General features: G+C 63.4%; 26 protein-coding genes. 18 read left to right on the forward strand and 8 right to left on the reverse strand.

The features are described from left to right. Nucleotides 1-141: 141 nt before the first annotated feature. The gene (phoB, locus tag GQB03_RS11465) at nt 142-852 is read left to right on the forward strand and encodes a phosphate regulon transcriptional regulator PhoB (RefSeq protein ID WP_159689068.1); all 711 of its coding nucleotides are present in this window, start codon (nt 142-144) and stop codon (nt 850-852) included. 48 nt (nt 853-900) lie between these two features. Beyond that, the gene (phoR, locus tag GQB03_RS11470; protein ID WP_159689170.1) at nt 901-2,205 is read left to right on the forward strand and encodes a phosphate regulon sensor histidine kinase PhoR; all 1,305 of its coding nucleotides are present in this window, start codon (nt 901-903) and stop codon (nt 2,203-2,205) included. Here phoR and GQB03_RS11475 read toward each other — a convergent pair. From GQB03_RS11475 to gatC, 7 genes are all read right to left on the reverse strand, one after another. After that, nucleotides 2,180-3,772: a hypothetical protein gene (locus GQB03_RS11475; RefSeq protein WP_159689071.1), complete on the reverse strand. Its 1,593-nt coding sequence runs from the start codon at nt 3,770-3,772 to the stop codon at nt 2,180-2,182. The two genes, phoR and GQB03_RS11475, sit on opposite strands and share 26 nt — an antisense overlap. 58 nt (nt 3,773-3,830) lie before the next feature. Next, complete coding sequence (locus GQB03_RS11480; protein ID WP_159689074.1) at nt 3,831-4,262, reverse strand: HIT family protein; 432 nt, start codon at nt 4,260-4,262, stop codon at nt 3,831-3,833. Beyond that, nucleotides 4,255-5,103: a class II glutamine amidotransferase gene (locus tag GQB03_RS11485; protein WP_159689077.1), complete on the reverse strand. Its 849-nt coding sequence runs from the start codon at nt 5,101-5,103 to the stop codon at nt 4,255-4,257. Before GQB03_RS11485 ends, GQB03_RS11480 begins: the two co-directional genes overlap by 8 nt. Before the next feature lie 425 nt (nt 5,104-5,528). Then, a complete protein-coding gene (gene gatB, locus GQB03_RS11490) occupies nt 5,529-6,986 on the reverse strand; it encodes an Asp-tRNA(Asn)/Glu-tRNA(Gln) amidotransferase subunit GatB (protein WP_159689079.1) in 1,458 nt (485 codons plus the stop codon). A gap of 25 nt (nt 6,987-7,011) precedes the next feature. Further along, the gene (locus GQB03_RS11495; RefSeq protein WP_159689082.1) at nt 7,012-7,527 is read right to left on the reverse strand and encodes a hypothetical protein; all 516 of its coding nucleotides are present in this window, start codon (nt 7,525-7,527) and stop codon (nt 7,012-7,014) included. Further along, on the reverse strand, nt 7,524-8,981 hold the full coding sequence (gene gatA, locus GQB03_RS11500) for an Asp-tRNA(Asn)/Glu-tRNA(Gln) amidotransferase subunit GatA (protein WP_159689085.1): 1,458 nt from the start codon (nt 8,979-8,981) through the stop codon (nt 7,524-7,526). Before gatA ends, GQB03_RS11495 begins: the two co-directional genes overlap by 4 nt. Nucleotides 8,982-9,039: 58 nt before the next feature. Then, nucleotides 9,040-9,327, reverse strand: a complete 288-nt coding sequence (gatC, locus tag GQB03_RS11505) for an Asp-tRNA(Asn)/Glu-tRNA(Gln) amidotransferase subunit GatC (protein WP_159689088.1) — start codon at nt 9,325-9,327, stop codon at nt 9,040-9,042. A gap of 95 nt (nt 9,328-9,422) precedes the next feature. Between gatC and GQB03_RS11510 the strand changes: the two genes are divergently transcribed. From GQB03_RS11510 to lipA, 11 genes are all read left to right on the forward strand, one after another. Next, a complete protein-coding gene (locus GQB03_RS11510; RefSeq protein ID WP_159689091.1) occupies nt 9,423-10,466 on the forward strand; it encodes a rod shape-determining protein in 1,044 nt (347 codons plus the stop codon). Nucleotides 10,467-10,529: 63 nt separating this feature from the next. After that, nucleotides 10,530-11,483, forward strand: a complete 954-nt coding sequence (gene mreC / locus GQB03_RS11515) for a rod shape-determining protein MreC (RefSeq protein WP_159689094.1) — start codon at nt 10,530-10,532, stop codon at nt 11,481-11,483. Nucleotides 11,484-11,486: 3 nt separating this feature from the next. After that, nucleotides 11,487-12,008: a rod shape-determining protein MreD gene (gene mreD, locus GQB03_RS11520; RefSeq protein ID WP_159689096.1), complete on the forward strand. Its 522-nt coding sequence runs from the start codon at nt 11,487-11,489 to the stop codon at nt 12,006-12,008. Between the two features lie 18 nt (nt 12,009-12,026). Next, complete coding sequence (mrdA, locus tag GQB03_RS11525) at nt 12,027-13,922, forward strand: penicillin-binding protein 2 (RefSeq protein WP_159689099.1); 1,896 nt, start codon at nt 12,027-12,029, stop codon at nt 13,920-13,922. Between the two features lie 13 nt (nt 13,923-13,935). Next, complete coding sequence (gene rodA / locus GQB03_RS11530) at nt 13,936-15,075, forward strand: rod shape-determining protein RodA (protein WP_159689101.1); 1,140 nt, start codon at nt 13,936-13,938, stop codon at nt 15,073-15,075. Between the two features lie 16 nt (nt 15,076-15,091). Continuing rightward, complete coding sequence (locus GQB03_RS23420; protein WP_159689104.1) at nt 15,092-16,153, forward strand: septal ring lytic transglycosylase RlpA family protein; 1,062 nt, start codon at nt 15,092-15,094, stop codon at nt 16,151-16,153. A gap of 87 nt (nt 16,154-16,240) precedes the next feature. Further along, nucleotides 16,241-17,365 (forward strand): D-alanyl-D-alanine carboxypeptidase family protein, encoded by a 1,125-nt coding sequence (locus GQB03_RS11540; protein WP_159689107.1) that lies wholly within the window; start codon nt 16,241-16,243, stop codon nt 17,363-17,365. Between the two features lie 70 nt (nt 17,366-17,435). Next, nucleotides 17,436-18,233 (forward strand): D-amino acid aminotransferase, encoded by a 798-nt coding sequence (locus tag GQB03_RS11545; protein WP_159689174.1) that lies wholly within the window; start codon nt 17,436-17,438, stop codon nt 18,231-18,233. A 52-nt stretch (nt 18,234-18,285) separates the two neighbouring features. After that, nucleotides 18,286-18,498, forward strand: a complete 213-nt coding sequence (locus tag GQB03_RS11550) for a YbeD family protein (RefSeq protein ID WP_235027036.1) — start codon at nt 18,286-18,288, stop codon at nt 18,496-18,498. Nucleotides 18,499-18,563: 65 nt separating this feature from the next. Next, on the forward strand, nt 18,564-19,190 hold the full coding sequence (lipB, locus tag GQB03_RS11555) for a lipoyl(octanoyl) transferase LipB (RefSeq protein WP_159689177.1): 627 nt from the start codon (nt 18,564-18,566) through the stop codon (nt 19,188-19,190). A gap of 44 nt (nt 19,191-19,234) precedes the next feature. Next, nucleotides 19,235-20,182 carry a lipoyl synthase gene (gene lipA / locus GQB03_RS11560; RefSeq protein ID WP_159689113.1) on the forward strand — a complete coding sequence of 316 codons (948 nt, stop codon included), beginning with the start codon at nt 19,235-19,237 and terminating at the stop codon, nt 20,180-20,182. A 115-nt stretch (nt 20,183-20,297) separates the two neighbouring features. Here lipA and GQB03_RS11565 read toward each other — a convergent pair whose 3' ends face one another. Further along, complete coding sequence (locus tag GQB03_RS11565) at nt 20,298-21,098, reverse strand: DNA-binding transcriptional regulator (protein WP_235027030.1); 801 nt, start codon at nt 21,096-21,098, stop codon at nt 20,298-20,300. A gap of 400 nt (nt 21,099-21,498) precedes the next feature. Between GQB03_RS11565 and mhpA the strand changes: the two genes are divergently transcribed. From mhpA to GQB03_RS11590, 5 genes are all read left to right on the forward strand, one after another. Then, entirely contained in the window at nt 21,499-23,232 is a 1,734-nt protein-coding gene (mhpA, locus tag GQB03_RS11570; protein ID WP_159689119.1) for a bifunctional 3-(3-hydroxy-phenyl)propionate/3-hydroxycinnamic acid hydroxylase MhpA, read from the forward strand. Continuing rightward, on the forward strand, nt 23,232-24,182 hold the full coding sequence (locus GQB03_RS11575; protein ID WP_159689122.1) for a 3-carboxyethylcatechol 2,3-dioxygenase: 951 nt from the start codon (nt 23,232-23,234) through the stop codon (nt 24,180-24,182). The genes mhpA and GQB03_RS11575 overlap by 1 nt, the downstream gene beginning before the upstream one ends. 50 nt (nt 24,183-24,232) lie before the next feature. Then, nucleotides 24,233-25,372, forward strand: a complete 1,140-nt coding sequence (locus GQB03_RS11580; RefSeq protein ID WP_159689125.1) for an ABC transporter substrate-binding protein — start codon at nt 24,233-24,235, stop codon at nt 25,370-25,372. Between the two features lie 70 nt (nt 25,373-25,442). Next, the gene (locus tag GQB03_RS11585; RefSeq protein ID WP_159689128.1) at nt 25,443-26,237 is read left to right on the forward strand and encodes a 2-keto-4-pentenoate hydratase; all 795 of its coding nucleotides are present in this window, start codon (nt 25,443-25,445) and stop codon (nt 26,235-26,237) included. Between the two features lie 227 nt (nt 26,238-26,464). After that, a partial coding sequence (locus tag GQB03_RS11590) for a hypothetical protein (RefSeq protein WP_159689131.1) occupies nt 26,465-26,705 on the forward strand: 241 nt, incomplete at its 3' end.

Below are 26,705 nucleotides of genomic sequence, written 5' to 3' on the forward strand. Positions count from 1 at the left end.
GCTTGGTGACCTGCGCCGATGAGGTCATCTATGATACCCGAAAGCCGTCGGGTGTTCGGCGAAGCCCATTGCAGGCCGATGACGTGTCATCAAAGCGTCAAATTGCTGCAATAGACTGCGTCAGCTCAATGGAGATTCGATATGCCTGCAAATATCCTTCTGGTTGAAGACGAGCCCGCAATCCAGGAGCTCATCGCCGCCAACCTCGCCCGCGCGGGGCACCATGTGGTGCGTGCCTCGGACGCCGAGACCGCCCAGCGGCTGGTGCGTGAAGCGCTTCCGGATCTGGTACTGCTCGACTGGATGCTGCCGGGTATGTCGGGTATCGAATTCGCTCGCCGCCTGCGCGCAGAAGAGCGCACGAAGACGATTCCGATCATCATGCTTACCGCGCGCGGCGAAGAGCAGGACAAGGTAAGTGGTCTTGAGACAGGCGCCGACGATTACATCACGAAGCCATTCAGCCCACGAGAGCTCGTGGCCCGTATCAAGGCGGTACTGCGTCGGCGTGCCCCCCAGGCGACCGAGGATCCGGTATCAATGGGGGGACTTACGCTCGATCCGGCGACGCATCGTGTCAGTGCAGGGGAGCAGCCGCTCAACCTTGGTCCCACCGAGTTCCGCCTGCTCCACTTCCTCATGACCCATCCCGAGCGGGTGCACTCCCGGGCTCAGCTGCTCGATCAGGTCTGGGGGGATCACGTATTCGTGGAGGAGCGTACCGTCGACGTGCATATTCGCCGCCTGCGCTGTTCGCTCGAACCCACCGGACACGAGTCGCTGATACAGACTGTCAGGGGGAGTGGCTATCGCCTGTCGGTCCAGCAGGATGCTCCTGCGACCGTGCGATAATTTGCCTCCCGGCTCCATCGGAGTTTCATCATTCGCTCCACAAGTTATATCTGGGCTGCCGCACTTACCACCGTATCCCTCGTCCTGCTGCCGTCGCTTGGGTTGGCCTTTTTTTTCGGGGCCGTGTGGGGCCTCCTGTTCTTTGCCGTGGCGTCGGTACTGTTCGGCTCCTATTATCTGACCAACCTGATGAGGCTCGTGAAATGGTCGCGTGAGCCGCTTGGGACACCCTTGCCGCGTGCCCTGGGGGTCTGGGACTACGCGTTTTCGGACCTCAGCCGTCGCGCCCGGGTTGGTTATGATCAGCGGGAGCGTCTCTCGGCGACGCTCGATCGCTTTCGAGAGGCCAGCCAGGCAATGCCGGACGGTGTGCTGTATCTGTCCGAAAGCAATGCCATCGACTGGGTCAATCAGCGCGCCGAAGAGCACTTCGGTCTTGACCACGGACGTGATATCGGGGCGCAGGTGACCAATCTGGTGCGGCATCCGGACTTCGTTCACTATCTCGAGGCCGGAAACTACGCAGAGCCGCTGTTGATGCGGTCTACACGAAACGCGGGTCATACCTTGATCGTGCAGATCATTCCGTACGCAGAAGACCAGAAAATGGTGTTGTCTCGCGACGTCACCCAGCTCGAGCGCCTCGAAACAGTGCGTCGCGATTTCGTCGCCAACGTCTCCCACGAGCTGCGCACGCCGCTCACGGTTGTCATCGGATTTCTCGAAATCCTGGAGGATGGTGTAGACGACCTGTCTCGCGACGAGAAGCTGAAGTATCTGAGCATGGCAAGCGACCAGGCGACGCGGATGCAACGCATGATCCAGGACCTCCTGGCCCTTTCTGCCCTGGAGACAGGGGCACCTGCGCCGGCTGAGGAAAGTGTCGACGTTTCCACCCTGCTCGAAGAAATCCGCGCCGAGGCAGAGGCCTTGTCGGCGGGCCAACATACCCTCTCTCTTGAAGTGGACGGGCCGGTACGGATCCTTGGATCGGCAAAGGAACTACGCAGTGCCTTCGCCAATCTGGCAAGCAACGCGGTGCGCTACACCCCCGACGGGGGTCATGTGGCGATGCGATGGCAATGCAGTGGTGGCGACGGCATCTTTTCCGTCAGCGACGATGGAATCGGTATCGATGCCTCCCACATTCCGCGGCTGACCGAGCGCTTTTACCGTGTCGATCGCGGTCGCTCGAGAGAGACCGGAGGCACCGGTCTCGGACTGGCGATCGTCAAGCATGTATTGACACGCCACCAGGGCGAACTGCATATCGAAAGCACGCTCGGACAGGGAAGCACTTTTTCCGCCACGATCCCGCGCCGACGGATTATCGCGTCGTCTGTAGCGGCGTGATGCTGATCTGGTCGTAATTGGTACCGCTTGCGGTCTGGGCGGTCATTCTCGCCTGAAAGGGGCGGGCGGCATGAATCTCCAGCACGCGCTCGGCCTGATACCACCCGCCGGGCGTCACGACCGACGATTCCGCCTTGAGCGCAGGGACGGCAGGCAGCAGAAAGCAGGGCAGGAACGGCGCGCGGGTGCCCGCATGCGCGCTGACCTGGCGCGCCGCGGCGACCGTCGGGATTCCGGGCATCATGTAGATCCCGGCTTCGAGAAGGCCGTCGGCGCGGAACATCAGCCAGCTGACGCGTGCGAGCAGGATCTGGTCCCCGTCGGGCGGGCGCACACCCACTAGTTGGTGATGGTTCAAGCGCAACCCTTCCGGGCGGCAGCGGATCCGGAAACCGCCTACCGACTGGTCAAGCACTTCCCAGTGCGACGAGGTATACCCCAGGCGTTCAGCATTTTCACGAATCTTTGCGCGATCCGGCGTGACTTCGGCGGCCCGTTCGCCGAAGGTAAGCAGCGAGATGTCGTTCCGGATGTTCGATGCGCTGCGGGTCGAGGGCGGCACGAAGGGGCGGCCGGCGATGTGAAAGGCAATTGCTTCCCAATCGACGAACATCTCGAGATTGCCGCGCGCCCCTCTCCTGGGAAAACGCCTGCCCGCCGCGGAGAGGCCCCAGGGACGGTAAAGGGAAAGCAGAAGCTTGCCTGCCTCCCGTGCAGCACAATCGTCACCGAGACCCAGTGAGGCCGGCGAGACGCCGCGCTTGAGTTGCTGCAGCACCCCCTGTATATGGTTGGCGAGACGAGTGCCGTCGAAGTAGCGCAGGCTGTCGCTGACGGTCAGCAGACCCAGGGGCCGAACGCCGTGATCGGCCGCAAGATCCAGCCCATAGCTCAGCGGCTTGGCGTTGGCGCTGGTATTGTCGAGGCCACAGTAGGGCGCAAAGCGCTGCGCCCATCGGGTAATCCAGACGAGTTCCCGCTGCGTTCTTCCGAACGGATTGGAGAGGTCGACCAGCAGCAACGCAACATAGGCCTCGGACGAGCTTTGCGCCTTCCAGACTTCGTTGAGCGGGTCTGCAACCCGCGTGCGTGCGACATTGTTGCGTTCCGCCGCGGAGTAGGCCGCGTGCAGGTCGGTCCAGGTGCCGGCGGGCAGTGCGCGTCGGGCCCGGAAATACTCCAGCAGCACTTGGGCGTTGTAGTGCAGTTGTCGCTGGAACAACTGTGGCATGTTCTCGCTGAGCCCGCTGTCGATGGCGTCGGCAAGTATGACCCGGGTATAGGAGCGGGCCATGTCACGCCACAGGGTTACGGCCTTGAGCAGCGTTTCATTCTCGGTGCTGTCGGGCGGCAAGGGGTGCGCCGCATAGCGTTTCGATAGCTCCCCCTGGACGAACGCGACGATCGGTCGTGCAGTCTCGAGGACCTCGAGATGCTGATTTGCCGCCGGAGGGTAGGATTGCAGCGTCGATATCATGCGCGACAGGATGCTGTGCGTCTCCTCGACGTTCGTGGGATGCAGACGTCGCAGCAGATCTAGGCAGGATGCGGGATTGCGATAATCCATATTGTTTCCTGGGGCGTTTCGGACCGGGTTCCTGGCGGCCGGAAAACGTTGCGTATTGTCAGGACGGGTGCTGCAGGTATTGGCGAATCCGTTCGGTCAGTGCTCCCGGATCCGGGGTGCGCTCCGGTCGGTGTGCGGGCTCACGTTGTTGCCTGCCCCAGACAGGTTCAGGAAAGTGACGATCGTCCGTGAAGCGCGGTATGACATGCCAGTGCAGATGCGGCACCATGTTCCCGAAACTGGCAATATTGATTCTGTCCGGCGACACCAATGCACGCAAACCGGCTTCGACCGCGTACACCACTTCCATGACATGCTGGCGATCGCGCCACGACAAGTCACTCATTTCCTTCACGTGAGCATGCCAGATTACACGGCAGAACCCCGGATAGTCGAAATCGTCGACCGCGATGATCCGGCAGCGGTCGTCTGACCAAAGCACGTTTTCCGCTGCTGGTGAGCAAAGCGGGCAGTCGGGTGTCTCAGCCATTGTTTCGAATTTCCGTCATGGTCGAGGTTTCGGCGCAATCGCTGGCAAGGTTCGGCGAGGCCCGGGTGACGAAACTGCCTGCGGGCTTGCCGTCACTGAAGCGCAGCAGGGTTCCCGGGGCAATGGGCTGCCACGCCTCGTTGTCGGTGAGGGGCGTTGTGACGACCACCGCGACACGGTCGTTCGGCGTGGTCACCTTGCTGAAATCGACGGTCACGTCCTGGTCGGCGAGGTGGGCGACGCTGAACGGCGCTTCGCGAACGATGTAGGCAAGGCGGGTAGAGCAGTTGGCGTACAGACAGGCTCCATTCGAAAGCAGGAAATTGAATGAGCCGTGGCTTCCAATTTCGATGGCGAGTCGCTGAAGCTCGCGATCAAGCACGTCCGGCTCGGGTTGTCCCGAGCGAAAGCGCCGGCGAAGGCTTTGCAGAATGTGGCAGAAGGCAAGTTCGGAGTCGGTGTTGCCGACCGGCAGATACGTGCCGTCGAGCGTAGGCCTGAAATCCGAAAGGTTGCCGTTGTGCGCAAAGATCCAGTAGCGGCCCCACAGCTCACGTTGAAACGGATGGGTATTCTCGAGCGCCAGCTGTCCCTGCGTCGCCTTGCGGATATGAGCGATCACGTTCAGGGAGCGAATGGGGTAATTGCGCACCAGCTCGGCGACCGGCGAATCGACGCTCGCCTTGGGGTCGAGAAAGAGCCGACAGCCCGCACCCTCGAAAAAAGCGATTCCCCAACCGTCGCGGTGGATGTCGGTGAGGCCGCCACGGGCCTGGAAACCGGCAAAAGAAAAGCAGATGTCGGTCGGCGTGTTGCAGTTCATTCCCAGCAGCTGACACATACCTTGGACCTCGGTTGACGGCGCTTAATGATAGTTGATTGCTCGGGTCGCGGAGGTCCTAGTTGAACCGCTCATCCCGATACGTTGCTCCTGGCGATGCGATTCCGGGTATTCATGCGCCTGAAGTCTCATCGCGACCACGAAAACGGACCCTGGGTGTCGTTGTGATGACGGGGGGTGTGGCCTCGACGGTGCAGAGGGCAATCGGGGCGACGCGGCACGGATGGTCGATGCCCGCAGTGCGCGGGTGTGCGCCGACGCTCCGCCGTCATCGAGCGTGTTTCGCCACCGATCGACAAACGGTTCGAATGGTCTCGGGTGCGTGGAGGGCGACACGCCTTGGCGGGGTGCGGCGCTCCACGGCGAGGGGCGACCGGTGCGATTCGTCGGGAGGCAAGGCGCGTACGCCTTGCGCCCCCGCCGCTTCAGCCAGCCAGCTTGCGCTTCAGCAAGTCGTTGACCTGTGTCGGGTTGGCTTTGCCGCGGCTGGCCTTCATGACCTGGCCGACCAGGGCATTGAAGGCCTTCTCCTTGCCCGAGCGGAATTCTTCGACCGATTTCTGGTTGGCCGCCAGGACTTCGTCAATGATCGCCTCGATCGCGCCGCTGTCCGTGACCTGCTTGAGGCCTTGCTTTTCGATGACCTCGTCAGCGGTGGCGCATTCGCCGTTCCACAACGCTTCGAACACTTTTCGGGCGATGTTGTTGGAGATGGTGTTGTCGCCGATGCGCGCAACCAGGCCAGCCAGCTGGCTGGCGCTGACCGGCGAGGCATCAAGCTCGATCTCGGCCTTGTTGAGTCGCGCCGCCAGATCGCCCATGACCCAGTTGGCACAGGGTTTTGCCAGCGTCGCACCGGCAGCGTTGACCGTGGCCTGGTAGAAGGTCGCCATTTCCTTCGATGCGGTCAGGGTGGTGGCGTCATAGGTGGAGAGCCCGAACTCGGTCACGAAGCGCGTCTTCATCGCTTCGGGCAGCTCCGGCATTTCGTCCCGCACCCGCTTGATCCAGGCTTCGTCGATCACCAGAGGAAGCAGATCCGGATCGGGGAAGTAGCGATAGTCGTGGGCGTCTTCCTTGGAGCGCATCATCCTCGTCTCGCCGCTGTCGGGGTCGAACAGCACGGTTGCCTGCTGGATTCGGCCGCCATCTTCAAGTGTCTCGATCTGCCACTGGATTTCGTAGTCGATGGCCTGCTGCAGGAAGCGGAAGGAGTTGAGGTTCTTGATCTCCCTGCGGGTGCCGAGGGGGCCGCCCGGCCGCCGCACCGAGACGTTGGCGTCGCAACGGAACGAGCCTTCCTGCATGTTGCCGTCACAGATATCTATCCAGCGGACCAGGGCATGAAGGTTTCGGGCGTAGGCCACCGCTTCGGCCGAGGAGGACATGTCCGGCTCGGAGACGATCTCGAGCAGCGGGGTGCCGGCGCGGTTCAGATCGATACCGCTCATGCCGTGAAAATCCTCGTGCAGGCTTTTTCCCGCGTCTTCTTCGAGGTGGGCACGGGTCAGCTGCACACGCTTTTCGTAAGCCTTGTCGCCTTCACCGACGCGGATCGTGATCGCACCGCCCTGTACCACCGGCAGCTCGAACTGGCTGATCTGGTAACCCTTCGGAAGATCCGGGTAGAAATAGTTCTTGCGCGCGAACACGCTCTTCGGTGCCACGTGGGCGCCGATCGCCAGGCCAAAGCGGATGGCGCGCTCCACTGCGCCCTTGTTGAGCACCGGTAGCACGCCTGGCAGGGCGATATCGACCGCCGAGGCTTGCGCGTTGGGCTCGGCGCCGAAGGCGGTGCTGGCGCCGGAAAAGATCTTGGAGGCTGTGTTCAGCTGGGCATGGACTTCCAGTCCGATGACCACTTCCCAGTCGCTACGGCTCATGTCGTTCTCGATTCAGTTCTAGTCTTCAGTCGCAACGCCCGCTTGGGGCGTCGATCAGGATGGGCCACAGGTAATCGACCGCCGTGCCACTGCAGTTTGCGCGACAGTCCGCGAATGCCACGGTGATCTGCCGGCCCTGTTCCCACATGCGTACCTTGCAGCCGCTCGCCGCGGCGAGCTCAACATGCGGCGCGGTCTTTACCTGGCGGAATTCGGCCATTTCAAAGTTGCAGCTGCCGCGCCGGGGAATGTCGACATGGGCGCTGAAGTCCTCGACACGGGCCTGGCGGACGGAAACCCTCGCATTGCCCTTGTAGCCGGTTTCGTCCTTGAAGCTGCATGTCGTGGCGACATCGAGCGGTCGAACCTTCATCGGTCGGAGACGCGGCTTGCCTCGGTCCGATGGTTCCGGCGATGCCACGGGGCCGGTGCCGTCGCGTGTTCCCGACGTGTCGGGCCAGGGGCCACCGCCGAGCATTGCGCAGCCGCCAACGGACAGGCTCAGCGCGAGGACCGACAGGCGAATGCGATGCCCGATCATTCGGCGCCCCCGGGTTGGCGCAGATGCCAGTCGGTAGCGGTTTGCAGCTGGTGGGCTGCGCCCAGAAGGCGAGCCTCGTTGAAGTAGTTGCCGATGAGCTGCAGGCCGACCGGCAAAGCGCCGGCAGCGGCGCCTGCGGGCAGCGAAATTGCAGGCAGGCCAGCGAGGTTGACCGCCACGGTGTAGATATCGCCCAGATACATCTGTACCGGGTCGTCGCTCTTTTCGCCGATCGCGTAGGCAGTGGTCGGAGCGGTGGGTCCGGCGATCACGTCGCAGTGCTCGAAGGCCCGACTGAAATCTTCCGCGATCAGCCTGCGCAGCTTCTGCGCCTGCAGGTAGTAGGCGTCGTAGTAGCCGTGGGAGAGTACATAGGTGCCGGCGAGGATGCGGCGCTTGACTTCCGCTCCGAAGCCTTGCGCGCGGCTCTTGGAGTACATGTCCGCGAGATCGGTGTATTCGGCCGCCCGGTGGCCGTAGCGCACGCCGTCGAAGCGTGACAGGTTGGAACTCGCCTCGGCCGGCGCGATCACGTAATAGGCCGGGATGGCAAGCTTTGCGTTGGGGAGGCTGATGTCGACCGTCGTGGCGCCGAGCCTGCGGTATTCGGCGAGTGCCGCCTCAACTGCGGTGCGCACCTCGTCCGCCATGCCGGGGCCGAAAAACTCGCGCGGCAGGCCGATCCGCAGACCCTTCAGCGGCGTGTCGAGTCCGGTGGCAAGGTCGTCGGCGGGGCGCTCCAGGCTGGTGGAGTCGCGCGCATCGAAACCGGTCATGGCAGATAGCAGCAGGGCGCAATCTTCCGCAGACCGGCCGATTGCGCCGCCTTGGTCGAGGGAAGATGCGTAAGCGATCATGCCGAAGCGCGAAACGGTGCCATAAGTCGGTTTGATGCCCGTGACGCCACAAAATGCGGCCGGCTGGCGTACCGAGCCGCCGGTATCGGTGCCGGTGGCGATCGGACTCATCCGCGCGGCCACCGCCACCGCGGATCCGCCGGACGAGCCGCCGGGGACATGTCCGGTATTCCACGGATTGCGGGCCGGACCGTAGAAGGAATTCTCGTTGGACGAGCCCATCGCGAACTCGTCCATGTTGGTCTTGCCCAGCATTACCGTGCCGGCGGCCTTGAGCAGGCTCACGACGTGCGCATCGTAGGGGCTCGTGAAGTTCGACAGCATCTTCGAACCGCAGCTGGTGAGCAGTCCCTCGGTGCAGAAGACGTCCTTGTGAGCCAGCGGAATGCCGGTAAGCGGCCCGGCCTTGCCCGCGGCTCGTCGTGCATCGGCGGCCGATGCGGCGCTCAGCGCACCATCACGGTCTACCGTGATGAAGGCATTGAGCACCGGATTCAGGGTTTCGATCCGGTCGAGGAAAAGCGTCGTCAGTTCGACGCTGGAAATCTGCCTGGCGTCTAGCGCGGAGGCGAGTTCCTTGAGGCTGGCATTCAGCATGGCGGGGTTTCGTCGGTGAAATTCGGCGGGCGTGGGTGGCCGGGCGGCCGCGGGGGACTTATTCGATCACCCTGGGGACCAGATAAAGTCCGGCTTCGGTCTGCGGGGCGATCCGCTGGAAGGCTTCGTGGCGATCGGTTTCGCTGACGGCATCCTGGCGCAGACGCTGGCTGACGTCCTGGGGGTGGGACATCGGCTCCACGCCTGTGGTATCGACCGCCTGCATTTGTTCGATGAGTGCGAATACGCCGTTGAGCTTGTCGAGCGTGGGGCCGGTTTCTCCGGGCGACAGCTCGATTCGGGCGAGGCGGGCGATGTGTTTGATCTGGTCTTGATCGAGCGACATGAAATTACAAACTTGCTTAGTTCACAAGGCTTTGTAGGTTATCATATTCGTTTATTTCGCCCCATCCCCATCCGGATTATCGGAACACAATTTCCATGTTTGGTTTTCTTCGCTCCTATTTTTCCAACGATCTGGCGATCGACCTCGGTACCGCAAATACGCTGATTTACGTGCGAGGCAAGGGTATCGTGCTGGATGAACCGTCCGTGGTTGCCATCCGCACCGAAGGTGGTCCCAACGCCAAGAAAACCATCCAGGCGGTCGGTCATGCCGCCAAGCAGATGCTTGGCAAGACGCCGGGCAACATCACTGCCATCCGGCCCATGAAAGACGGCGTGATCGCCGATTTCGTGGTCACCGAGCAGATGATCAAGCAGTTCATCAAGAAAGTGCACGACACCCGGCTGTTTTCGCCGAGTCCGCGCATCATTGTCTGCGTTCCGTGCGGCTCTACCCAGGTCGAACGTCGCGCAATCCGCGACGCGGCGCTTGCTGCGGGCGCGAGCCATGTTTACCTGATCGAGGAGCCGATGGCGGCCGCGATCGGTGCCGGGCTGCCGGTGGCTGACGCAACCGGCTCGATGGTCGTCGATATCGGCGGTGGCACCACGGAAGTGGGCGTGATCTCGCTGGGCGGCATGGTGTATGCCGGCTCGGTGCGTGTCGGCGGTGACAAGTTCGACGAAGCCATCGTCAATTACATCCGTCGCAACTACGGCATGCTCATCGGCGACACCACCGCCGAGAACATCAAGAAGCAGATCGGCTCCGCTTTCCCGGGCTCGGAAGTGCGCGAGATCGAGGTCAAGGGGCGCAATCTCGCGGAAGGCATCCCACGCAGCTTCACGATTTCGTCCAACGAGATCCTCGAGGCCCTTGCCGAACCTCTCAACCAGATCGTTTCCGCCGTCAAGATCGCACTCGAGCAGACACCGCCCGAGCTTGGCGCCGACATTGCGGATCGTGGCATGGTACTCACCGGCGGGGGCGCCTTGCTGCGTGACCTCGATCGGCTGTTGATGGAAGAGACGGGCTTGCCCGTCATCGTTGCCGAAGAGCCCCTGACCTGTGTTGCCCGAGGCTGCGGGATGGCGCTCGAAAAGATGGATGAACTGGGTTCCATCTTCGCCTCAGAGTAAGCCGGTGCAGTTCTGTGCGCGGCCGGCGGAAAACCGCATCGGCCGCGTCGCCGTTTACAGCCAATGTCTCTGATCGGACACTCCGTTCCCCCAATCTTCAGACGAGGGCCGGCGCCGCTCGTGCGCCTGATGGTGTTCGTGGCGATCGCGCTGACCATGCTCGTTGCCGACCTCAAGTTCCGTTATCTCGAGGTCATGCGGCAGAGTCTGTCGGTCATCCTTTACCCGGTCGAGATGGCGGCGGCCACGCCCGCCGATCTGGTACGAAACGCGTCGACCTACTTTGCCACCCTCGCCAAGGTGCAAAAGGAGAACGCGGCTTTGCGCGACGAGCGGCTGAGAGTCGGCGAGCGGCTGGTCCAGTTCGAACAGATGAGCCGCGAGAACACCGAGTTGCGCGGTCTGCTGGGCATGGCGCAACGGCTCGAGGCGCACTCGGTGGCTGCCCAGGTTCTGTATGCAGCCCGTGATCCCTTCAGCCGCAAGGTCATCCTCGATCGGGGGGCGAGCCATGGTGTGGGTGCTGGCCAGGCGGTCGTCGACGCCACCGGCGTGATCGGCCAGGTCTCCCGGGTCTATCCGATCCAGTCCGAGGTGACGCTGCTTACCGACAAGGATCAGGCCATCCCCGTCACCGTTGCACGCAACGGCCTGCGCGGTGCGGTCTTCGGGGCCGGCCGCGGCCAACTCGAACTGCGCTTCCTGCCCGCAAACGCAGACGTGCAGCCGGGTGACGAGCTCCTCACCTCGGGGCTCGACGGTCTTTACCTGCCAGGTCTTCCGGTAGCCCGGGTGGTGCGCGTTGAGCGTGATTCGCAAGCCTTTGCCCGAATTCTCTGCGTGCCGGCCGGGGGGGTGGAAAGCAGCATGCGGGTGCTCGTGCTGTCGCGTGCCGAGCCTCTGCCACCCATGCCCGATCCGGCCGACGCATTGCCGATTGCGCCTAGCGGCAAGACGCGTGATGCGAAATCCGCAACCGGCGATACCGCGTCGTCGGAAGCGAAGGCCAGCGAGTAAGCCATGCAGCCAACCAATCGTTCCCGTCGCATCCTTCAACCGGTCAAGCTGTGGTTCGTCTACCTGTCCCTGTGTTTTGCGCTGGTGCTTGATCTGGTGCCGACAGGGCGACTGCCTGGCGTGCCAGACTGGCTGGCGCTGGTGCTGGCCTTCTGGTGCGTGCGCGAGCCGCTGCGCGTCGGCATGGGGACCGGTTTCCTGTTCGGCCTTCTGGTCGATGTCGGACATGGCGCCGCGATGGGGCAGCACGCCCTTGCCTATGTCTTGCTTGCCTACGGCGCCAATGCGCTGTCGCGCCGGGTGCTGTGGTTCCCGCCTGCCGAGCAGGCGCTGCATATCCTTCCGTTGCTGCTGTTCACCCAGGTGTTGATGGTGCTGGTGCGCCTCGTCGCCGGGGCAGAGTTTCCGGGCTGGTGGTACTTTGTCGGTACCTTCACCGGGACCCTCTTGTGGGTTCCGCTGCATTTCCTGTTGTTGCTGCCGCAGTACCGCCCTGCCGATCGCGATGACAATCGTCCCATCTGATCCGCGCCCCGCATTTGCATGAGTTTCGACGAACCAGAGCAGGAGCTATCGCAATTCCGCCGACGCGTGCTGGTCGCGGGCGGTTTCGTGATGGTCTGTTTCACCCTGCTGGCGGCACGTTTCGCCTGGCTGCAGGTGAGCCGCTACGATTACTATCACACCCGCGCAGAGGACAATCGCATCGCGCTCGTGCCGATCGTTCCCAACCGGGGCCTGATCACCGACCGCAATGGCGTGGTACTGGCGCGAAACTACGCGGCCTATACGCTCGAGATCACCCCGTCGGCCCTCAAGAACGTGGATGCCACCATCGATGGCTTGGCAGAGATCGTCGAGATCCAGCCCAAGGACCGGCGTCGCTTCAAGAAGATTCTTGACGAGAGCAAGAACTTCGAAAGCGTGCCGATCCGTACCCGGCTTACCGACGAGGAAGTGGCCCGCCTGATCGCACGGCGTTTCCAGTTTCCGGGTGTCGAGGTCAATGCGAGGCTTTTCCGGGACTACCCGAACGGGACGCTTGCGTCGCATTTCCTGGGTTACATCGGCCGCATCAACGATCGTGACATGAAGCGCATCGAGGACCGCGAGGAGGAAGCCAACTATCGGGGGACGGATCACATCGGCAAGACTGGTCTTGAGCAGAGCTATGAAGCCGAACTCCACGGTATCACCGGCTTCGAGGAGGTCGAGGTCGACGCGGGAGGACGCGCTGTGCGGCTGCTGCGGCGGACCGCGCCGGTCGCCGGCAACAATCTGGTGCTCACGGTCGATCTCGAACTGCAGAAGGTGGCCGAGGAAGCCTTCGGCAACCGCCGCGGTGCAATGGTGGCGATCGAGCCGGGCAGTGGCGCCGTGCTGGCGCTGGTGTCGGCGCCGGGCTTCGACCCGAACCTGTTCGTCGATGGCATCTCCACCCAGGACTGGGACGCCCTCAACAATTCACCCGACCATCCGCTCATCAACCGCGCGCTCAACAGCGCCAACCCGCCGGGTTCCACCTTCAAGCCCTTCATGGCGCTGGCGGCGCTCACCACCGGCAAGCGCACCGCCCAGCAGGTCATCTCCGATCCGGGCTACTTCGATTTCGGTGGACACCGCTTCCGGGACGACAAGGTCGGCGGCCACGGACTGGTCAACATGTATCAATCGATTGCCCAGTCGTGCAACACCTACTATTACAAGCTTGCGGCGGACATGGGTATCGAACAGATCGCGGCCTTTATGACGCGCTTTGATTTCGGTTCGCGGACCGGTATCGACCTCGAGGGCGAATCCTCGGGCGTGCTGCCCTCGCCGGAATGGAAGAAGCGCCGCTTTAAACGGCCCGAGCAGCAGAAGTGGTATGCCGGGGAGACGATCTCGGTGGGTATCGGCCAGGGTTACAACGCATACACGCCATTACAACTCGCTCATGCCACGGCCACGCTCGCTGCCGGCGGTGTGGTCTACAAGCCGCACCTCGTGCGCTATGTGGAGGATGTGCGCAGTGGCGAGAAGCGCATGATCGAGCCGAACCCGGTGGCGGACCTCCATCTCAAACCCGAACATCTTGCCGAGATCCGTCGCGGCATGGTCGGTGTGAACCTCGAGGGGACCGGGCGGCGTGCCTTTGCGGGCGTGCCTTATCTGGTCGCCGGAAAGACCGGCACCGCGCAGGTCTATTCGTTGCGTGGCGGCCGCTACAAGGCCAGCGAAGTGCGTGAGCGCCTGCGCGACCATTCTCTCTACATCGCCTACGCGCCGGCCGACGCGCCGAAGATCGCGCTCGCCGTACTGGTGGAAAACGGTGGTTTCGGTGCGTCGGCGGCGGCTCCGATCGCGCGCCAGGTGCTTGACTACTATCTGCTCGGCAAGCGGGCCGGCACGCCGGCACCCGAAGATGCTGACGCGCCTGGCGACGCGGACGCACCATGAGGGCCGACCGTACATGACCGACCGTCGATTCGATCCGCGCCGCTGGCTGATGCTGATCGTCGAGCCACTCGATCCCGCGCTGCTGCTGCTGCTCAGTCTGTTGCTGTCCTATGCGTTCATGCTCATGGTCAGTGCTTCGCCCGAGCGAATGGAGTCGCAGATGATCAACTCGGCGGTCGCGGTCACGGTGATGTGGGTGGCCGCGCGCATGCCTGCGCAGCGCATCCTCGCCCTGGCGCTGCCGGTCTATGTCGTCGGTGTCCTGCTGCTCGTTGCGGTTGCCCTGTTCGGCGAGATTTCCAAGGGCGCCCAGCGCTGGCTGGATCTCGGCGTGGCACGCATTCAGCCCTCCGAACTCATGAAGATCGCCGCGCCACTCATGCTGGCCTGGTACTTCCAGCAACGCGAGGGCATGATCCGCGCGCGTGAGTTCATCGTGGCAGGCGGACTGCTGCTCCTGCCGGTCGGCCTGATCGTCAAGCAGCCCGATCTCGGGACCGCCCTGCTGGTGGCCGCAGCCGGTTTCTACGTTCTCTTCTTTGCTGGCCTTTCGTGGAAGCTGATCCTGCCGATCGCTGCCGTGGCGATCGTAGGCATCGGTTCGATCGTCGGTTTCGGTGACCGCATCTGTCAGCCTGACGTCGATTGGGTCGTGCTCCATGGCTACCAGAAGAACCGGGTGTGCACCCTGCTCGATCCGACGCAGGACCCCCTTGGCAAGGGTTTTCACATCATCCAGTCCACCATTGCGATCGGTTCCGGTGGTGTTTTCGGCAAGGGTTGGCAGGCGGGTACGCAGACGCACCTGTCCTTCATTCCCGAACGCCACACCGATTTCATCTTCGCCGTGCTCGGCGAGGAATTCGGCCTGACCGGTGCGGTGGTCCTGCTGGTGCTCTACCTGTTGCTCATCCTGCGCGGCTGCGTAATCGCGGCGCAGGCGCCGACCCTGGCCACGCGTTTGCTGGCCGGCGCCATCACGATGATCTTTTTCACCTATGCTTTCGTGAACATGGGCATGGTCAGCGGCATCCTGCCGGTGGTGGGTGTGCCGCTACCCTTCATCAGCTATGGGGGCACCGCGCTGGTGACCCTGTGCCTGGGGCTGGGCATCCTCATGAGCATCAATCGAAGTTACCTGATGTCGAAGTAATGAACGGGAATAGGCAATGAACGCACTTGCACGATTCAATTCGGCCATTGATCCGCGCGCCGTGCGCAATTTCGTGTTGCTGGCGGCGGCGAGCGGCGTGCTGGCGGCGTGCGGCAGCGCACCGATGCGCAGCGGCGACGCCGGCTCGGCGGCAAGTCAGGCTGAACGGGGCGGCGGCGACAAGGTGGTGCGGCGACCTTCGACAAAGGGCGGCGGCTACTACAGTGACGACGGTCCGCATGAGAATCCGCCGGAGAATCTCGATCAGGTCCCGGACGCACAGCCGCGGCTCGACCCGCTGCATCGCTTCGCCAACAGGCCCTATACCGTACTGGGGCAGTCCTTCGTGCCCGCCACGCAGATCGAACCCTACAGGGCGCGTGGCCGTGCCAGCTGGTATGGCCGCAAGTTCCACGGCAAGCCGACCTCGACCGGTGAGCCCTACGACATGTATGCAATGACTGCCGCGCATCCGACGCTGCCGATCCCGAGCTACGCCCGCGTCACCAATCTCTCGAACGGACGCTCGGTGATCGTGAGGGTCAATGATCGCGGGCCCTTCCACAAGGGACGGCTCATCGATCTTTCCTACACCGCGGCCTACAAGCTCGGTTACGTGAATCGCGGCAGTACCGAAGTCGAGGTGGTGAGCATCCTGCCCGACGAGATACCGATGATCGTGGCCGGCCAACAGAGCGCCCCGGTGTCGGCAGGTCCCGCATTGAGCGAGGCTGTGCCGCAGGCCGACAGTCCGGTCCAGCCCCTGGCGCCCTTGCCGGTGCCGATTGCACTTGCCGCCATTCCAGCCGTTCAGCCCGCCGCGACGCAGGCTGCCGCAGCCAGTGCCGGCGGCGTGTATCTGCAGCTTGGCGCGTTCGTGTCACGGGCCAATGCGGAGGGGTTTCGCAGTCTCGTCGAGCAGGAGATGGAAGGGCTGTCGAGTCGCCTCGAGGTGCTGGACGGCGGTGGACGCTACCGCCTGCATCTCGGCCCCTTCGATAGCGTCGAGGCAGCCCGTCGGGATGCGGAGCGGATCGCCTCGGCACTCAAATTGCAGCCTTTTGTCGTCATGCGTTGAACCAGCCGTAACCAAAGGGAGTCATCTCCCATCCTGGCGGGTATCGGACGCCACCTATCAATCCCCAGCACCGAAAAGTTGAGACTCATGCGTTTAGTTAGCTTCTTCACCCTGTTTTTTGCCTCGGTTCTCGCCTTCGCACAGGTTCCGCCTCCCGTCGTCGCGGCCAATTCTTGGCTGATGCTCGATTACACTTCCGGCCAGGTGCTTGCCTCGCGCGATCCCGACAAGCGCATCGAGCCGGCGTCCCTGACCAAGCTGATGACCGCCTACATTACGTTCTCCGCGCTGCGCGAAGGAAAGATCAAGCGCGAGCAGGAAGTGCCGGTCTCGGAAAAGGCCTGGAAGATGGAAGGGTCGAGGATGTTCATCGAACCGGGAAAACCGGTCACGGTGGGCGAACTGATTCAGGGCATGATCGTGCAATCGGGCAATGACGCCTGCGTGGCGCTGGCCGAGGCAATCGCGGGCTCCACCGACGCGTTCGTGCACATCATGAACCAGGAGGCCAAGCGACTCGGCATGGTGAACACCCATTTCACAAATACCACCGGCCTGCCCGACGCGGCCCACTACACCACTGCGCGTGATCTCTCGATTCTGGCCGCGGCGGTGGTGCGAGACTTCCCGGAAGACTATTCGACCTACTCGCAGAAAGAGTTCCGCTACAACAACATCCCCCAGCGCAATCGTAACCGCCTGCTGTGGACCGACCCCACTGTAGACGGCATGAAGACCGGCCATACGGATAGCGCGGGTTATTGTCTGATTGCCTCGGCGAAGCGAGGCGAGCGGCGGATCATCACCGTCGTGACCGGTACCAGCAGCGAGGCCGCCAGGGCAGAAGAGTCGCTGAAGCTGCTCAACCACGGTTTTCTGTTCTATGACACCGTGCGTCTTTACAGCGCGGCGCAAGCGGTATCGACCCTGCCGGTTTGGAAGGGCGCCAGCAACGAGGTGCAGGCCGGTTTCCAGCGGGATTTCCTGATGACGGTACCGAAGGATCAGGCCAACAAGCTCAAGGTCGACTTCGTCAGCCTGCAGCCGGTCATCGCGCCGATCGCCAAAGGCCAGCAGGTCGGTACGCTCAAGGTCTCGCTCGACGGTCGGGCGCTTGGCGAATATCCTGTCCTTGCCTTGCAGGAGGTGCCGCTGGCGGGCTGGTTCGGCCGCACCTGGGACGCCCTGCGGCTGTGGATCAAGAGTCTGTGAGGAACGTGTGACCAGCATCTGTTTTCTCGACGGCAGCTTCCTGCCGCTTGCCGAAGCCAGGGTTTCGCCCATGGACCGTGGCTTCCTGTTCGGTGACGGTGCCTATGAGGTCATACCGGTCTATTCCGGGCGTCCGTTCCGGCTCGACGAACACCTCGTCCGCCTCGGCCACACCCTCGCGGCGTTGCGTCTGCCGGACCCGCATGCCTTCGACGAGTGGCGGCGCATCGTCCGCGAAGTGGTTGCCCGCAACCGCTGGCCGGACCAGTCGGTGTATCTGCAGGTGAGCCGCGGGGCGGACGAGCGGCGCAACCACGCCTTCCCGCACGTAACGCGCCCCACCGTGTTCCTGATGAGCGAAGAGCTGGTCACCACCCCCGCCGCGCAGCGGGCCGCCGGAGTGGGTGCGATCACCGCGGCGGACATCCGCTGGATGCGCTGTGATCTCAAGGCCGTCTCGCTGCTTGCCAACTGCCTGCTCAGACAGCAGGCAGTCGAACATGGCTGTGCCGAAACCATCCTGCTGCGCGACGGATTCCTGACCGAGGGTGCAGCCTCCAGCATCTTCATCGTTCGCAATGGCGTGCTGCTCGCGCCACCAAAGAGCCATCTCGTGCTACCCGGCGTCACCTACGACATCGTGCTGGAACTTGCCGCGAAGCACGGCCAGGCACACGAAGTGCGCGAAATCCTCGAAGACGAACTGCGTGGCGCGGACGAAATCTGGATGACTTCATCGACAAAGGAGATCCTGCCGATCACCCGTCTCGACGATCGTCCGGTCGGTGGCGGCCAACCCGGTCCGGTCGCGCAACGGATGCACGGCTGGTATCAGGACTTCAAGGAAACGGTGATGCGCGGTGACTGATCAAACCAGAAAGACCCTGCTCGAGTTTCCCTGCGAGTTTCCCATCAAGATCATGGGGGCGCGGGTCGATGAATTCGCCCAGACCATCATGGAGGTGGTGATCCGTCACGCCCCCGACTTCGATGCTGCGGCGATGGAGATGCGGACCTCGAGCAAGGGCAACTACCTTGCGGTCACCTGTACGGTCACGGCGACCTCGCAGGCGCAGCTCGACGCGCTCTACCGTGAGCTTTCGAGCCATCCGCTGGTCAAGGTGGTGTTGTGAATCTTGTCGAACTCGCGGCCGAGCACGGCCTGCACTTGCCGGATGGCGAACTGAGCGAAAAGGCCCTGATGGTCAGGCGGCTCGGGCTGGTGCCCTACGAACCCAGCTGGCATGCAATGCAGGCATTCACGGCTGATCGTGACGCGCAGACGCCCGACGAGTTGTGGTTGCTCGAGCACCCGCCGGTATTCACCCTCGGCCAGGCGGGCAAACCCGAGCATCTGCTCACGGCAACCGAGATCCCCGTGGTCAAGATCGACCGCGGCGGCCAGATCACCTACCACGGCCCCGGCCAGTTGGTCGGCTACCTGATGCTCGATCTGCACCGGCGTGGCCTCAAGGTGCGCGAGATGGTCAACCTCATCGAACAGGCAGTGATCGACTGCGTTGCGGAATATGGCGTCGAAGCAGTCCGCAAGGAAGGTGCGCCCGGGGTCTATGTAGACGGTGCAAAGGTCGGGGCATTGGGGCTGCGGGTCAGGAATGGTTGCAGCTACCACGGATTGAGCCTGAATGTCGATATGGATCTTGCACCATTTACGATCATCAATCCCTGCGGTTATAGTGGCCTCGAAACAGTGCAACTCAGGCAGTTCGGCGTAACCGACAGCGTTGCGCAGGTAGGCGAGCGTCTGCTTGCCCATCTCGAGCGCCTGATGCCACCCATAACCAGGGGCATTCGCGCCCACTGAACGACGAGCCGGCACCAAGCCGGCCGAGGAAAGGAAGACACAGCATGGAAACCCCCGCACGCAAGCAGCGCGGTGCCGACAAGACGGCGCGCATCCCGATCAAGATCGTTCCCGCCGAACGCCTCAAGAAGCCTGAGTGGATCCGCATCAAGCTCGGTGCGGGGCACGAAGTGGAGCGTTTCAACGAGATCAAGGAAACGCTGCGGGAGCACAAGCTGCACACCGTCTGCGAAGAGGCCTCCTGCCCCAACATCCATGAGTGCTTCGGCAAGGGTACGGCCACCTTCATGATCATGGGCGACATCTGTACCCGCCGTTGCCCGTTCTGCGACGTCGGTCATGGCCGCCCCGACCCGCTCAACGAGAACGAGCCGGCCGATCTGGCCAAGACCATCGCGGCGATGCGCCTCAATTACGTGGTGATAACCTCGGTTGACCGCGACGATCTGCGCGACGGCGGCGCCCAGCATTTCGTGGAGTGCATCAGCCAGACCCGCAGCGCTTCGCCGAAGACCACCATCGAGGTGCTCGTTCCCGACTTCCGTGGTCGCATGGAGATAGCCCTCGACATCTTCGACCAAGCGCCGCCCGACGTCATGAATCACAACCTCGAGACCGTGCCGCGTCTCTACAAGCAGGCGCGTCCGGGCTCGGACTACGCCTACTCGCTCGAGTTGCTCAAGCAGTTCAAGGCGCGGCATCCGGAAGTGCTGACCAAATCCGGCCTGATGGTCGGCCTGGGCGAAACCGATGACGAGATCCTCGAAGTGATGCGCGATCTGCGCGCCCACGACGTCGACATGCTTACCATCGGTCAGTACCTGCAGCCTTCGGGCGGTCATCTGCCGGTGTTGCGCTACGTGCATCCCGACACCTTCAAGATGTTCGAAACCGAAGCGCTCAAGATGGGCTTCCGGAACGCGGCGTGTGGGCCGATGGTGCGTTCGAGCTACTGGGCCGATCAGCAGGCCCATGGTGCCGGGGTGGTGTGAGTCTAAGCGGGCGGCGTGTGTCCGCCCGCAATTCGGCCCTTCCCATCCACAACATCAATCCGGGGGCTCGGCCGATCTTCCCGCGGGGTCCGCGGAGTCTTCAGGGCGATCCGGGTCAGTCGGGCACGCCTTTCGCGAGCAGCACCTCCAGCTGCCGCGCCGCCTTGTGCAAGGGTGAAAGGTAGCGGCTCACCGCTTCTTCGCGCCCGATCGCCCGGGCAAGATAGATCACGTTGATCGTCGCCACGGCGCGTGCGTTCTCGAACACCGGCACCGCGATCGCGCCGACCTTGCCCTCTTCGGACCAGTCTCCCTCGTTCGCGCCGTAGCCGCGGGCGCGCGTCTGCTCCAGCAGATTGTCGATGAAGCGGGCATCGTTGGCGTATTTCGCCTGAAAGGGATCCTGCCGAAGCAAGGCGACCAGAGAGGCCCTTTCGTCGTCTGCACAATAGGCGAAATAGGCACGCCCGGCCGCGGTGACCAGCATCGGCAGGTGCTGGCCGACCATGGTCCGATGAAACGAGAGCGCACTGAAGCGGTGGGTGGATTCGCGGATCAGCATCGCCGCGCCGTCCGGCGTGCACAGGTCCGACGGCCACCGTACCTGCTGAAGCAAGGACGCCAGTACCGGTCCGGCCACCGCCGAGACCCTTTCGTCGTGGGTGAAGCCCTCGGACAGGGAACGTGTCTTCAGGGTCAGCACATAGCGGTCGTCCGAGCCGCTACGTCGCACGTAGCCTTCTTCGATGAGGGTCTCGAGTAGCCGGCGTACCGTCGTGCGATGCAATCCGGTCGCAGTCGCGAGGTCGGCCAGGCTGGCCCGGCCCTGTTCGTTGCGGTTCAGGGCCTGGAGCAATTCGAGCCCCCGAACCAGGCTTCGTACCTTGCTGTATCCGGCGTCGTTCGCAGAGTTCACCGCCATCCCCCTCTTGCGTCTCACAAACCGCATTGTGCATCAGGTGGACACTGGTCCAACTGCTTTTGATGGCGCCATACCCAAAACTTAGAGTGTCTCCCACGACAGAAGCGACACCCGGACCAAGGGTGCACCGAGGAGACGACGATGGTCGCAAGAGCCTATCGAAGCATTTTGGCGGAAGCCCACTGCACGAACGCCACCCCGATCCGCAAAGCGCCGCACGCAAACGCGATGCGATTCCCGCGTGGTTCCCACAGCAGTTTCCGCCGCAACTGATCCCCCTGCTTTCCTGAAATGGGCGCCGCCTCGTGCGATGCCTCCCTGTGAAAAACGAAGAGACCCGCGTGGTACGCACCGCGCCGGATCCGAAACCAGCGTGAAACGGAGAAGACCAGATATGAGCAATGATCGTCAATTCGACGCCGACGTGATTGTCGTCGGTGCAGGTCCGGTGGGCCTGACAATTTCGAACACCCTGGGCATGAATGGGATCAGGACCATTCTGCTCGAGCGTGGTGACGAATTGATCGACTACCCGCGTGCCATCGGCATGGACGATGAGTGCCTGCGTACCCTGCAGGGGATCGGCATGGCGGAGCGTGTGCTGCCGCACCTGACGCCGAATCACTGGATGCGATTCGTGACCAAGAGCGGGCGCTGCTTCGCCTCGATCGAGCCGCGCACCGATGTGTTCGGCTGGTCACGCCGCAATGCCTTCAACCAGCCCTTGATCGACCGCGAACTCTACGCCGCGCTCGATCGCTTTGACTGCGTCGATGTGCGCTTCGGCCATGACGTGATGCGTTTCGAACAGGACGCCGAAGGCGTGACGTTGGACGTGAAACGCAGCGACGGCACCACCACCAGCCTCCGCGCCCGCTACCTGGTCGGCAGCGATGGCGGTCGCAGTCCGATCCGCACCGCACTGAACGTGGGCTTCGGTGGTTTCACCGACACCTCCAAGTGGCTGGTCGTCGATATCCGCAACGACCCGCTCGGCACCCCCAACATCTACATGCACTGCGATCCTTCGCGACCCTACGTCTCGGGCGCGCTGCCGGATGGGATCCGCCGCTTCGAGTTCATGATCTTCGAGAACGAGACCGAAGAGGAAATGACCCAGCCGCACAACATGGCGATGCTGATGGCCAAGGTGCTGCCGCCTGGGGCGGATCCGGAAAAGCTCGACTACATCCGCAAGCGTGTCTATACCCACAACGCGCGTATCGCCGACCGCTGGAAGATCGGCCGCGTGATGCTCGCCGGCGATGCCGCCCACATCATGCCTGTGTGGCAGGGCCAGGGCTACAACACCGGCATGCGCGACGCCGCCAACCTGGGCTGGAAACTCGCCTACGTGGTCAAGGGTATCGCTTCCGACAAGCTGCTCGAGACCTACCAGCTCGAGCGTCCGCCGCACGCCAAGGCAATGATCGATCTGTCGGTCACCGCGGGTCGCATCTTCTCGCCGCGCAAGGCCTACGTGGTGGCTGCACGTGACTTCGCCACCTGGGTGCTCAACCTGGTGCCGCCGCTCAAGCGCTACTTCACCGAGATGCGCTTCAAGCCGATGCCCCGTTACGAAACCGGCCTGGTGGTGCGCGATATCGAAATCCCGGCTGACCCCTCGATCGGTCAGTTGGCGCGCCAGATCCTGTGCAAGACGCCGCTCAAGCGCTTCATCGGCAAGAAGTCCCGTCCTGGCAATACCAAGGCAAATTCGCCGGTCGGTCAGCTCTTCATCCAGCCGAAGGTTCGTACCCGCGATGGCGAGGTGAAGTTGTTCGACGACGTGCTCGGCAGTGGCTTCGCGCTGGTCTGCTGGGGCATCGATCCGAGTTTCTGGCTGACGCCCCGCAGCCGCGAGATCCTCGCTGCGATCGGCGGCAAGATCATCACCGCCAAGCCGGTGGTGCAGATCGACCGCGACAAGGACATCGGTCCGGACGCGATCGTCGTCGGTGACGAGCAGGGGCGCCTCAAGGAATGGTTCGGCCAGTATCCGGGTGGCGTCGCAATGGTCCGTCCCGACCGCTTCGTCGCGGGGATCTGCTACGGGGTGCAGGTCAATGAGCTGCTTGCCCAGGTCGCCGACAAGATGGGCCTGAAGCTGGGCAAGGGGGCCGCGTGATGGAGGCGCGACTCACCTGCCTGTCGCACACGCCGCTGAAGGGGTATTTCGACCCCGTGCCCGACGTGGTCGACGAGGTGGCGAATCTGGTCGCCGGCCTGCGCGCCGAGCTCGAGGCCTATGATCCGGAGATCATCTACCTCTTCGCGCCGGATCACTACAACGGCTTCTTCCTCGACGCCATGCCGCAGTTCTGCCTTGGCATCGCGGCTGATTCGGTCGGTGATTACCAGAGTTCGGCCGGACCGCTGGACGTGCCGCGCGAACTGGCCGAGGCCTGTGCCACCGCGGTGGTCGACGACGGCATCGACCTCGCGGTGTCCTACCGAATGCTGGTGGACCACGGTTTCGCCCAGCCGCTCGAAGAGCTTACCGGTACGCTGGCCCGCTATCCGGTGATACCGATCTTCATCAATGCGGTCGCACCGCCGCTGGCCAGTTTTCATCGTGCCCGCCTGCTTGGCGAGGCGGTCGGGCGCTTTGCACGCGGCCGTGGTCAGCGTGCGATGTTCATCGGCTCGGGCGGCTTGTCGCACAACCCGCCGGTGCCGCAGATGGCCACCGCGACCGATCCGGTGGTCATTGAGCGCCTGATCGCCGGCCGCAATCCCACGCCCGAAGCGCGCGACGCGCGCCAGGCACGCACGGTTGCCGCCGCCACCGCCTTTGCGGGTGGGAGCAGCGGATTGCATCCCCTGAATGCCGATTGGGATCAGCAGCTCATGAAAGATCTGGCCGCCCGTGACTGGCCGGCGCTGGACGCTTATCGCAACGCCGACATTACCGACCGGGCCGGGGCTTCCGCCCACGAGGTGAAGACCTGGGTGGCGGCAACGGCGGCGATGGATGCCGCCAGCGGCGGTGCCTGGCAGGCCGAGGTCCGCTACTACCGGGAAATTCCCGAGTGGATCGCCGGTTTCGGCGCGCTTACCGGCGCAGCAGCCCTCTAGTTCAACCCGATTCGAGACCCCACAGCAGCACAAACAGGAGACATACAAGCATGAAAACCACTTTCAAGACCAAGCTTGCCGCACTCGCCCTCACCGTTGCCGCGGCACCGGCCTTCGCCGACATCAACATCGGCGTGGTCTTCTCGCTCACCGGTCCGGCCGCTTCGCTCGGTGCCGAGACGAAGAAGGCGATCGCCCTGATGCCGACCAGCCTCGGTTCCGAGAAGATCAACTACATCGTTCTCGACGATGGCACCGACCCGACCAATGCGGTCAAGAACACGCGCAAGCTCATCGGCGAAAACGGTGTCGATGCGATCATCGGCCCCAACCTGATCACCAATGGCGTGGCGATGGCCGACGTGGTGAATGAAAAGAGCACGCCGATGATCTCGATCGCGCCGATCGATGTTGGCGCGGACAAGCGCAAGTGGGTCTACCGCGTCGAACCGTCGGCCGAAGTCATGGTCGGCCGGGTCGTTGCCGACATGAAGAAGAACGGGGTCAAGACCGTCGGCTTCATCGGCTTCTCCGACTCCTGGGGCGAACTTCTGCTCAAGGCGCTTACCACCACAACCGAGGCGGCCGGCATCAAGATCGTCGCCACCGAACGCTTCGGCCGCACCGATACCAGCGTGACTGCGCAGGCCCTCAAGGTGCAGATGGTCAAGCCGGATGCGGTCTTCGTGGGTGGCTCGGGCACGCCGGCGGCGCTGCCGCAGACGACGCTGCGCGAGCGCGGCTACAAGGGTCCGATCTACCAGTCGCATGCCGTGGCCAACAAGGAGTTCCTGCGTCTCGGTGGAAAATCGGTTGAAGGCGCGCGCCTTCCGGTCGCCCCGGTGCTGGTCGCCGAGCAACTGCCTGACAGCCATCCCAACAAGCAGGCCGGTCTCGCCTTCCTGAAGAAGCTCGAGGCCGAATACGGTCCCGATTCGCGTTCGACCTTCGCGGGTGCGTCGTGGGATGCGTCCCTGTTGCTCCAGAATGCGATGAGCAAGGCGATCAAGACCGCCAAGCCGGGTACCCAGGGCTTCCGCGACGCCATCCGCGCCGAGCTGGAAAAGACCAGCAAGCTGGTCGGCGCGAACGGCACCTACACCATGAGTGCGACCGACCACGGTGGCTATGACCCGAGCGCGGTGGTGCTGATCGAAGTGCGCAACGGCGCCTGGAAGCTGGTCGACTGACCGCCCGCGGAGCCGGCCCGATCGCTGGCCGGCTCCATAGATGAACGTATCGTCCGTACGTGAGGGTTTTATGACGAACGCACAGCTCTCCATTTCCGATGCAGCAGCCCTGTTGCGTGAGGCGGCGCGGCAGAACACGCCGATCGCCCCGCTGCGCGATCGGGTACCGAGCAACGACCTCGAGGCCGCGTATGCAGTGCAAGCGGAGAACACCGCCTGTGCGGTGGACGCAGGGCGGCGCCTGGTCGGTCGCAAGATCGGTCTCACCGCGCCGGCGGTGCAGCGGCAACTCGGTGTCGACCAGCCTGACTTCGGCATGCTCTTTGCCGACATGGCGGTCGGTGACGGTGAACCGGTGGCTCGCGGGCGGCTCATCCAGCCCAAGGTCGAAGCCGAAATCGCGCTCGTGATCGGCAAGCCGCTGGCCTTTGAGCGCCACACCTACGCGGACCTGCTGGGTGCCATCGAATATTGCCTGCCGGCCATCGAGATCGTCGACAGCCGGATTGCCGACTGGAAGATCAGTCTTTTCGACACCATCGCCGACAACGCCTCGAGCGGCCTCTTCGTGCTGGGGTCCAACCCGGTCCGCGCAGGCGAATTCGACATCGCCAACTGTGCGATGCAGATGCGCGAAGGCGAGGCGGTCGTGTCCTCCGGCAATGCACGCATGTGTCTCGGCAATCCGCTCAATGCTGCGATCTGGCTCGCCGACATGCTGGTTCGCGTCGGGCAGCCGCTGCAACCGGGCGACATCGTGCTGACCGGTGCCTTGGGCCCGATGGTGACGGTCGATACCCGAAGGCCACAGGTGTTTGCGGCACAGGTCGAAGGACTGGGTTGCGTCGAGGCGCATTTCGACTGATTGCCCGTCGGCGATCAACCCACCCGGTGACGCTGCGGTTTGCGGACGTCACGCCCCCAACGGAACAAGGGATCCGTCCGGCTGCCCGAGGCTCGCCGAAGAAGTCGTGAAGTCGTAGTGCAGGAAGCGATACGTGCCGACCCGCTCATCCGTGAGCCGGTCGCAGGGCCCGCCTGCGCCCCGGTTCGGCAACGGACTGGATCCCGTGGAGCAAACGGAATATCAAAATGTCATCAAAACAGATCGTCCCCAACATATTCGCGCAGGAAAGCGGCGAGATCCACCTGGGCGGCATCGATGCGCTGGTGCGCCTGTCGCTGGACCAGGTGCGCACCGATGCGCGGCGCGGGCTCAAGACCGGGATGTTCGTCTCGGGCTACCGCGGCTCGCCCGTGGGCATGCTCGATGCGGCGCTGCTCAAGCAGCAGAAGCTGCTGCTCGAGCACCACATCCACTTCGTCGACGGCA

The organism is Cognatazoarcus halotolerans (genome assembly GCF_009800965.1).
GTDB classification, from domain to species: Bacteria; Pseudomonadota; Gammaproteobacteria; order Burkholderiales; family Rhodocyclaceae; genus Cognatazoarcus; species Cognatazoarcus halotolerans.

Bases quoted from the DNA above. Each gene is read 5' to 3' on its own strand.
- GQB03_RS11540 (WP_159689107.1), top strand. From the start codon at position 16,241: ATGCGTTTAGTTAGCTTCTTCACCCTGTTTTTTGCCTCGGTTCTCGCC.
- GQB03_RS11580 (WP_159689125.1), top strand. From the start codon at position 24,233: ATGAAAACCACTTTCAAGACCAAGCTTGCCGCACTCGCCCTCACCGTT.
- GQB03_RS11575 (WP_159689122.1), top strand. From the start codon at position 23,232: ATGGAGGCGCGACTCACCTGCCTGTCGCACACGCCGCTGAAGGGGTAT.
- gatB (WP_159689079.1), bottom strand. From the start codon at position 6,986: ATGAGCCGTAGCGACTGGGAAGTGGTCATCGGACTGGAAGTCCATGCC.
- rodA (WP_159689101.1), top strand. From the start codon at position 13,936: ATGACCGACCGTCGATTCGATCCGCGCCGCTGGCTGATGCTGATCGTC.
- mrdA (WP_159689099.1), top strand. From the start codon at position 12,027: ATGAGTTTCGACGAACCAGAGCAGGAGCTATCGCAATTCCGCCGACGC.
- GQB03_RS11585 (WP_159689128.1), top strand. From the start codon at position 25,443: ATGACGAACGCACAGCTCTCCATTTCCGATGCAGCAGCCCTGTTGCGT.
- GQB03_RS11480 (WP_159689074.1), bottom strand. From the start codon at position 4,262: ATGGCTGAGACACCCGACTGCCCGCTTTGCTCACCAGCAGCGGAAAAC.
- mreC (WP_159689094.1), top strand. From the start codon at position 10,530: ATGTCTCTGATCGGACACTCCGTTCCCCCAATCTTCAGACGAGGGCCG.
- phoB (WP_159689068.1), top strand. From the start codon at position 142: ATGCCTGCAAATATCCTTCTGGTTGAAGACGAGCCCGCAATCCAGGAG.
- gatC (WP_159689088.1), bottom strand. From the start codon at position 9,327: ATGTCGCTCGATCAAGACCAGATCAAACACATCGCCCGCCTCGCCCGA.
- GQB03_RS11510 (WP_159689091.1), top strand. From the start codon at position 9,423: ATGTTTGGTTTTCTTCGCTCCTATTTTTCCAACGATCTGGCGATCGAC.
- GQB03_RS11550 (WP_235027036.1), top strand. From the start codon at position 18,286: ATGGGGGCGCGGGTCGATGAATTCGCCCAGACCATCATGGAGGTGGTG.
- GQB03_RS11495 (WP_159689082.1), bottom strand. From the start codon at position 7,527: ATGATCGGGCATCGCATTCGCCTGTCGGTCCTCGCGCTGAGCCTGTCC.
- mhpA (WP_159689119.1), top strand. From the start codon at position 21,499: ATGAGCAATGATCGTCAATTCGACGCCGACGTGATTGTCGTCGGTGCA.
- GQB03_RS11545 (WP_159689174.1), top strand. From the start codon at position 17,436: ATGGACCGTGGCTTCCTGTTCGGTGACGGTGCCTATGAGGTCATACCG.
- mreD (WP_159689096.1), top strand. From the start codon at position 11,487: ATGCAGCCAACCAATCGTTCCCGTCGCATCCTTCAACCGGTCAAGCTG.
- GQB03_RS11475 (WP_159689071.1), bottom strand. From the start codon at position 3,772: ATGGATTATCGCAATCCCGCATCCTGCCTAGATCTGCTGCGACGTCTG.
- lipA (WP_159689113.1), top strand. From the start codon at position 19,235: ATGGAAACCCCCGCACGCAAGCAGCGCGGTGCCGACAAGACGGCGCGC.
- GQB03_RS23420 (WP_159689104.1), top strand. From the start codon at position 15,092: ATGAACGCACTTGCACGATTCAATTCGGCCATTGATCCGCGCGCCGTG.
- gatA (WP_159689085.1), bottom strand. From the start codon at position 8,981: ATGCTGAATGCCAGCCTCAAGGAACTCGCCTCCGCGCTAGACGCCAGG.
- GQB03_RS11485 (WP_159689077.1), bottom strand. From the start codon at position 5,103: ATGTGTCAGCTGCTGGGAATGAACTGCAACACGCCGACCGACATCTGC.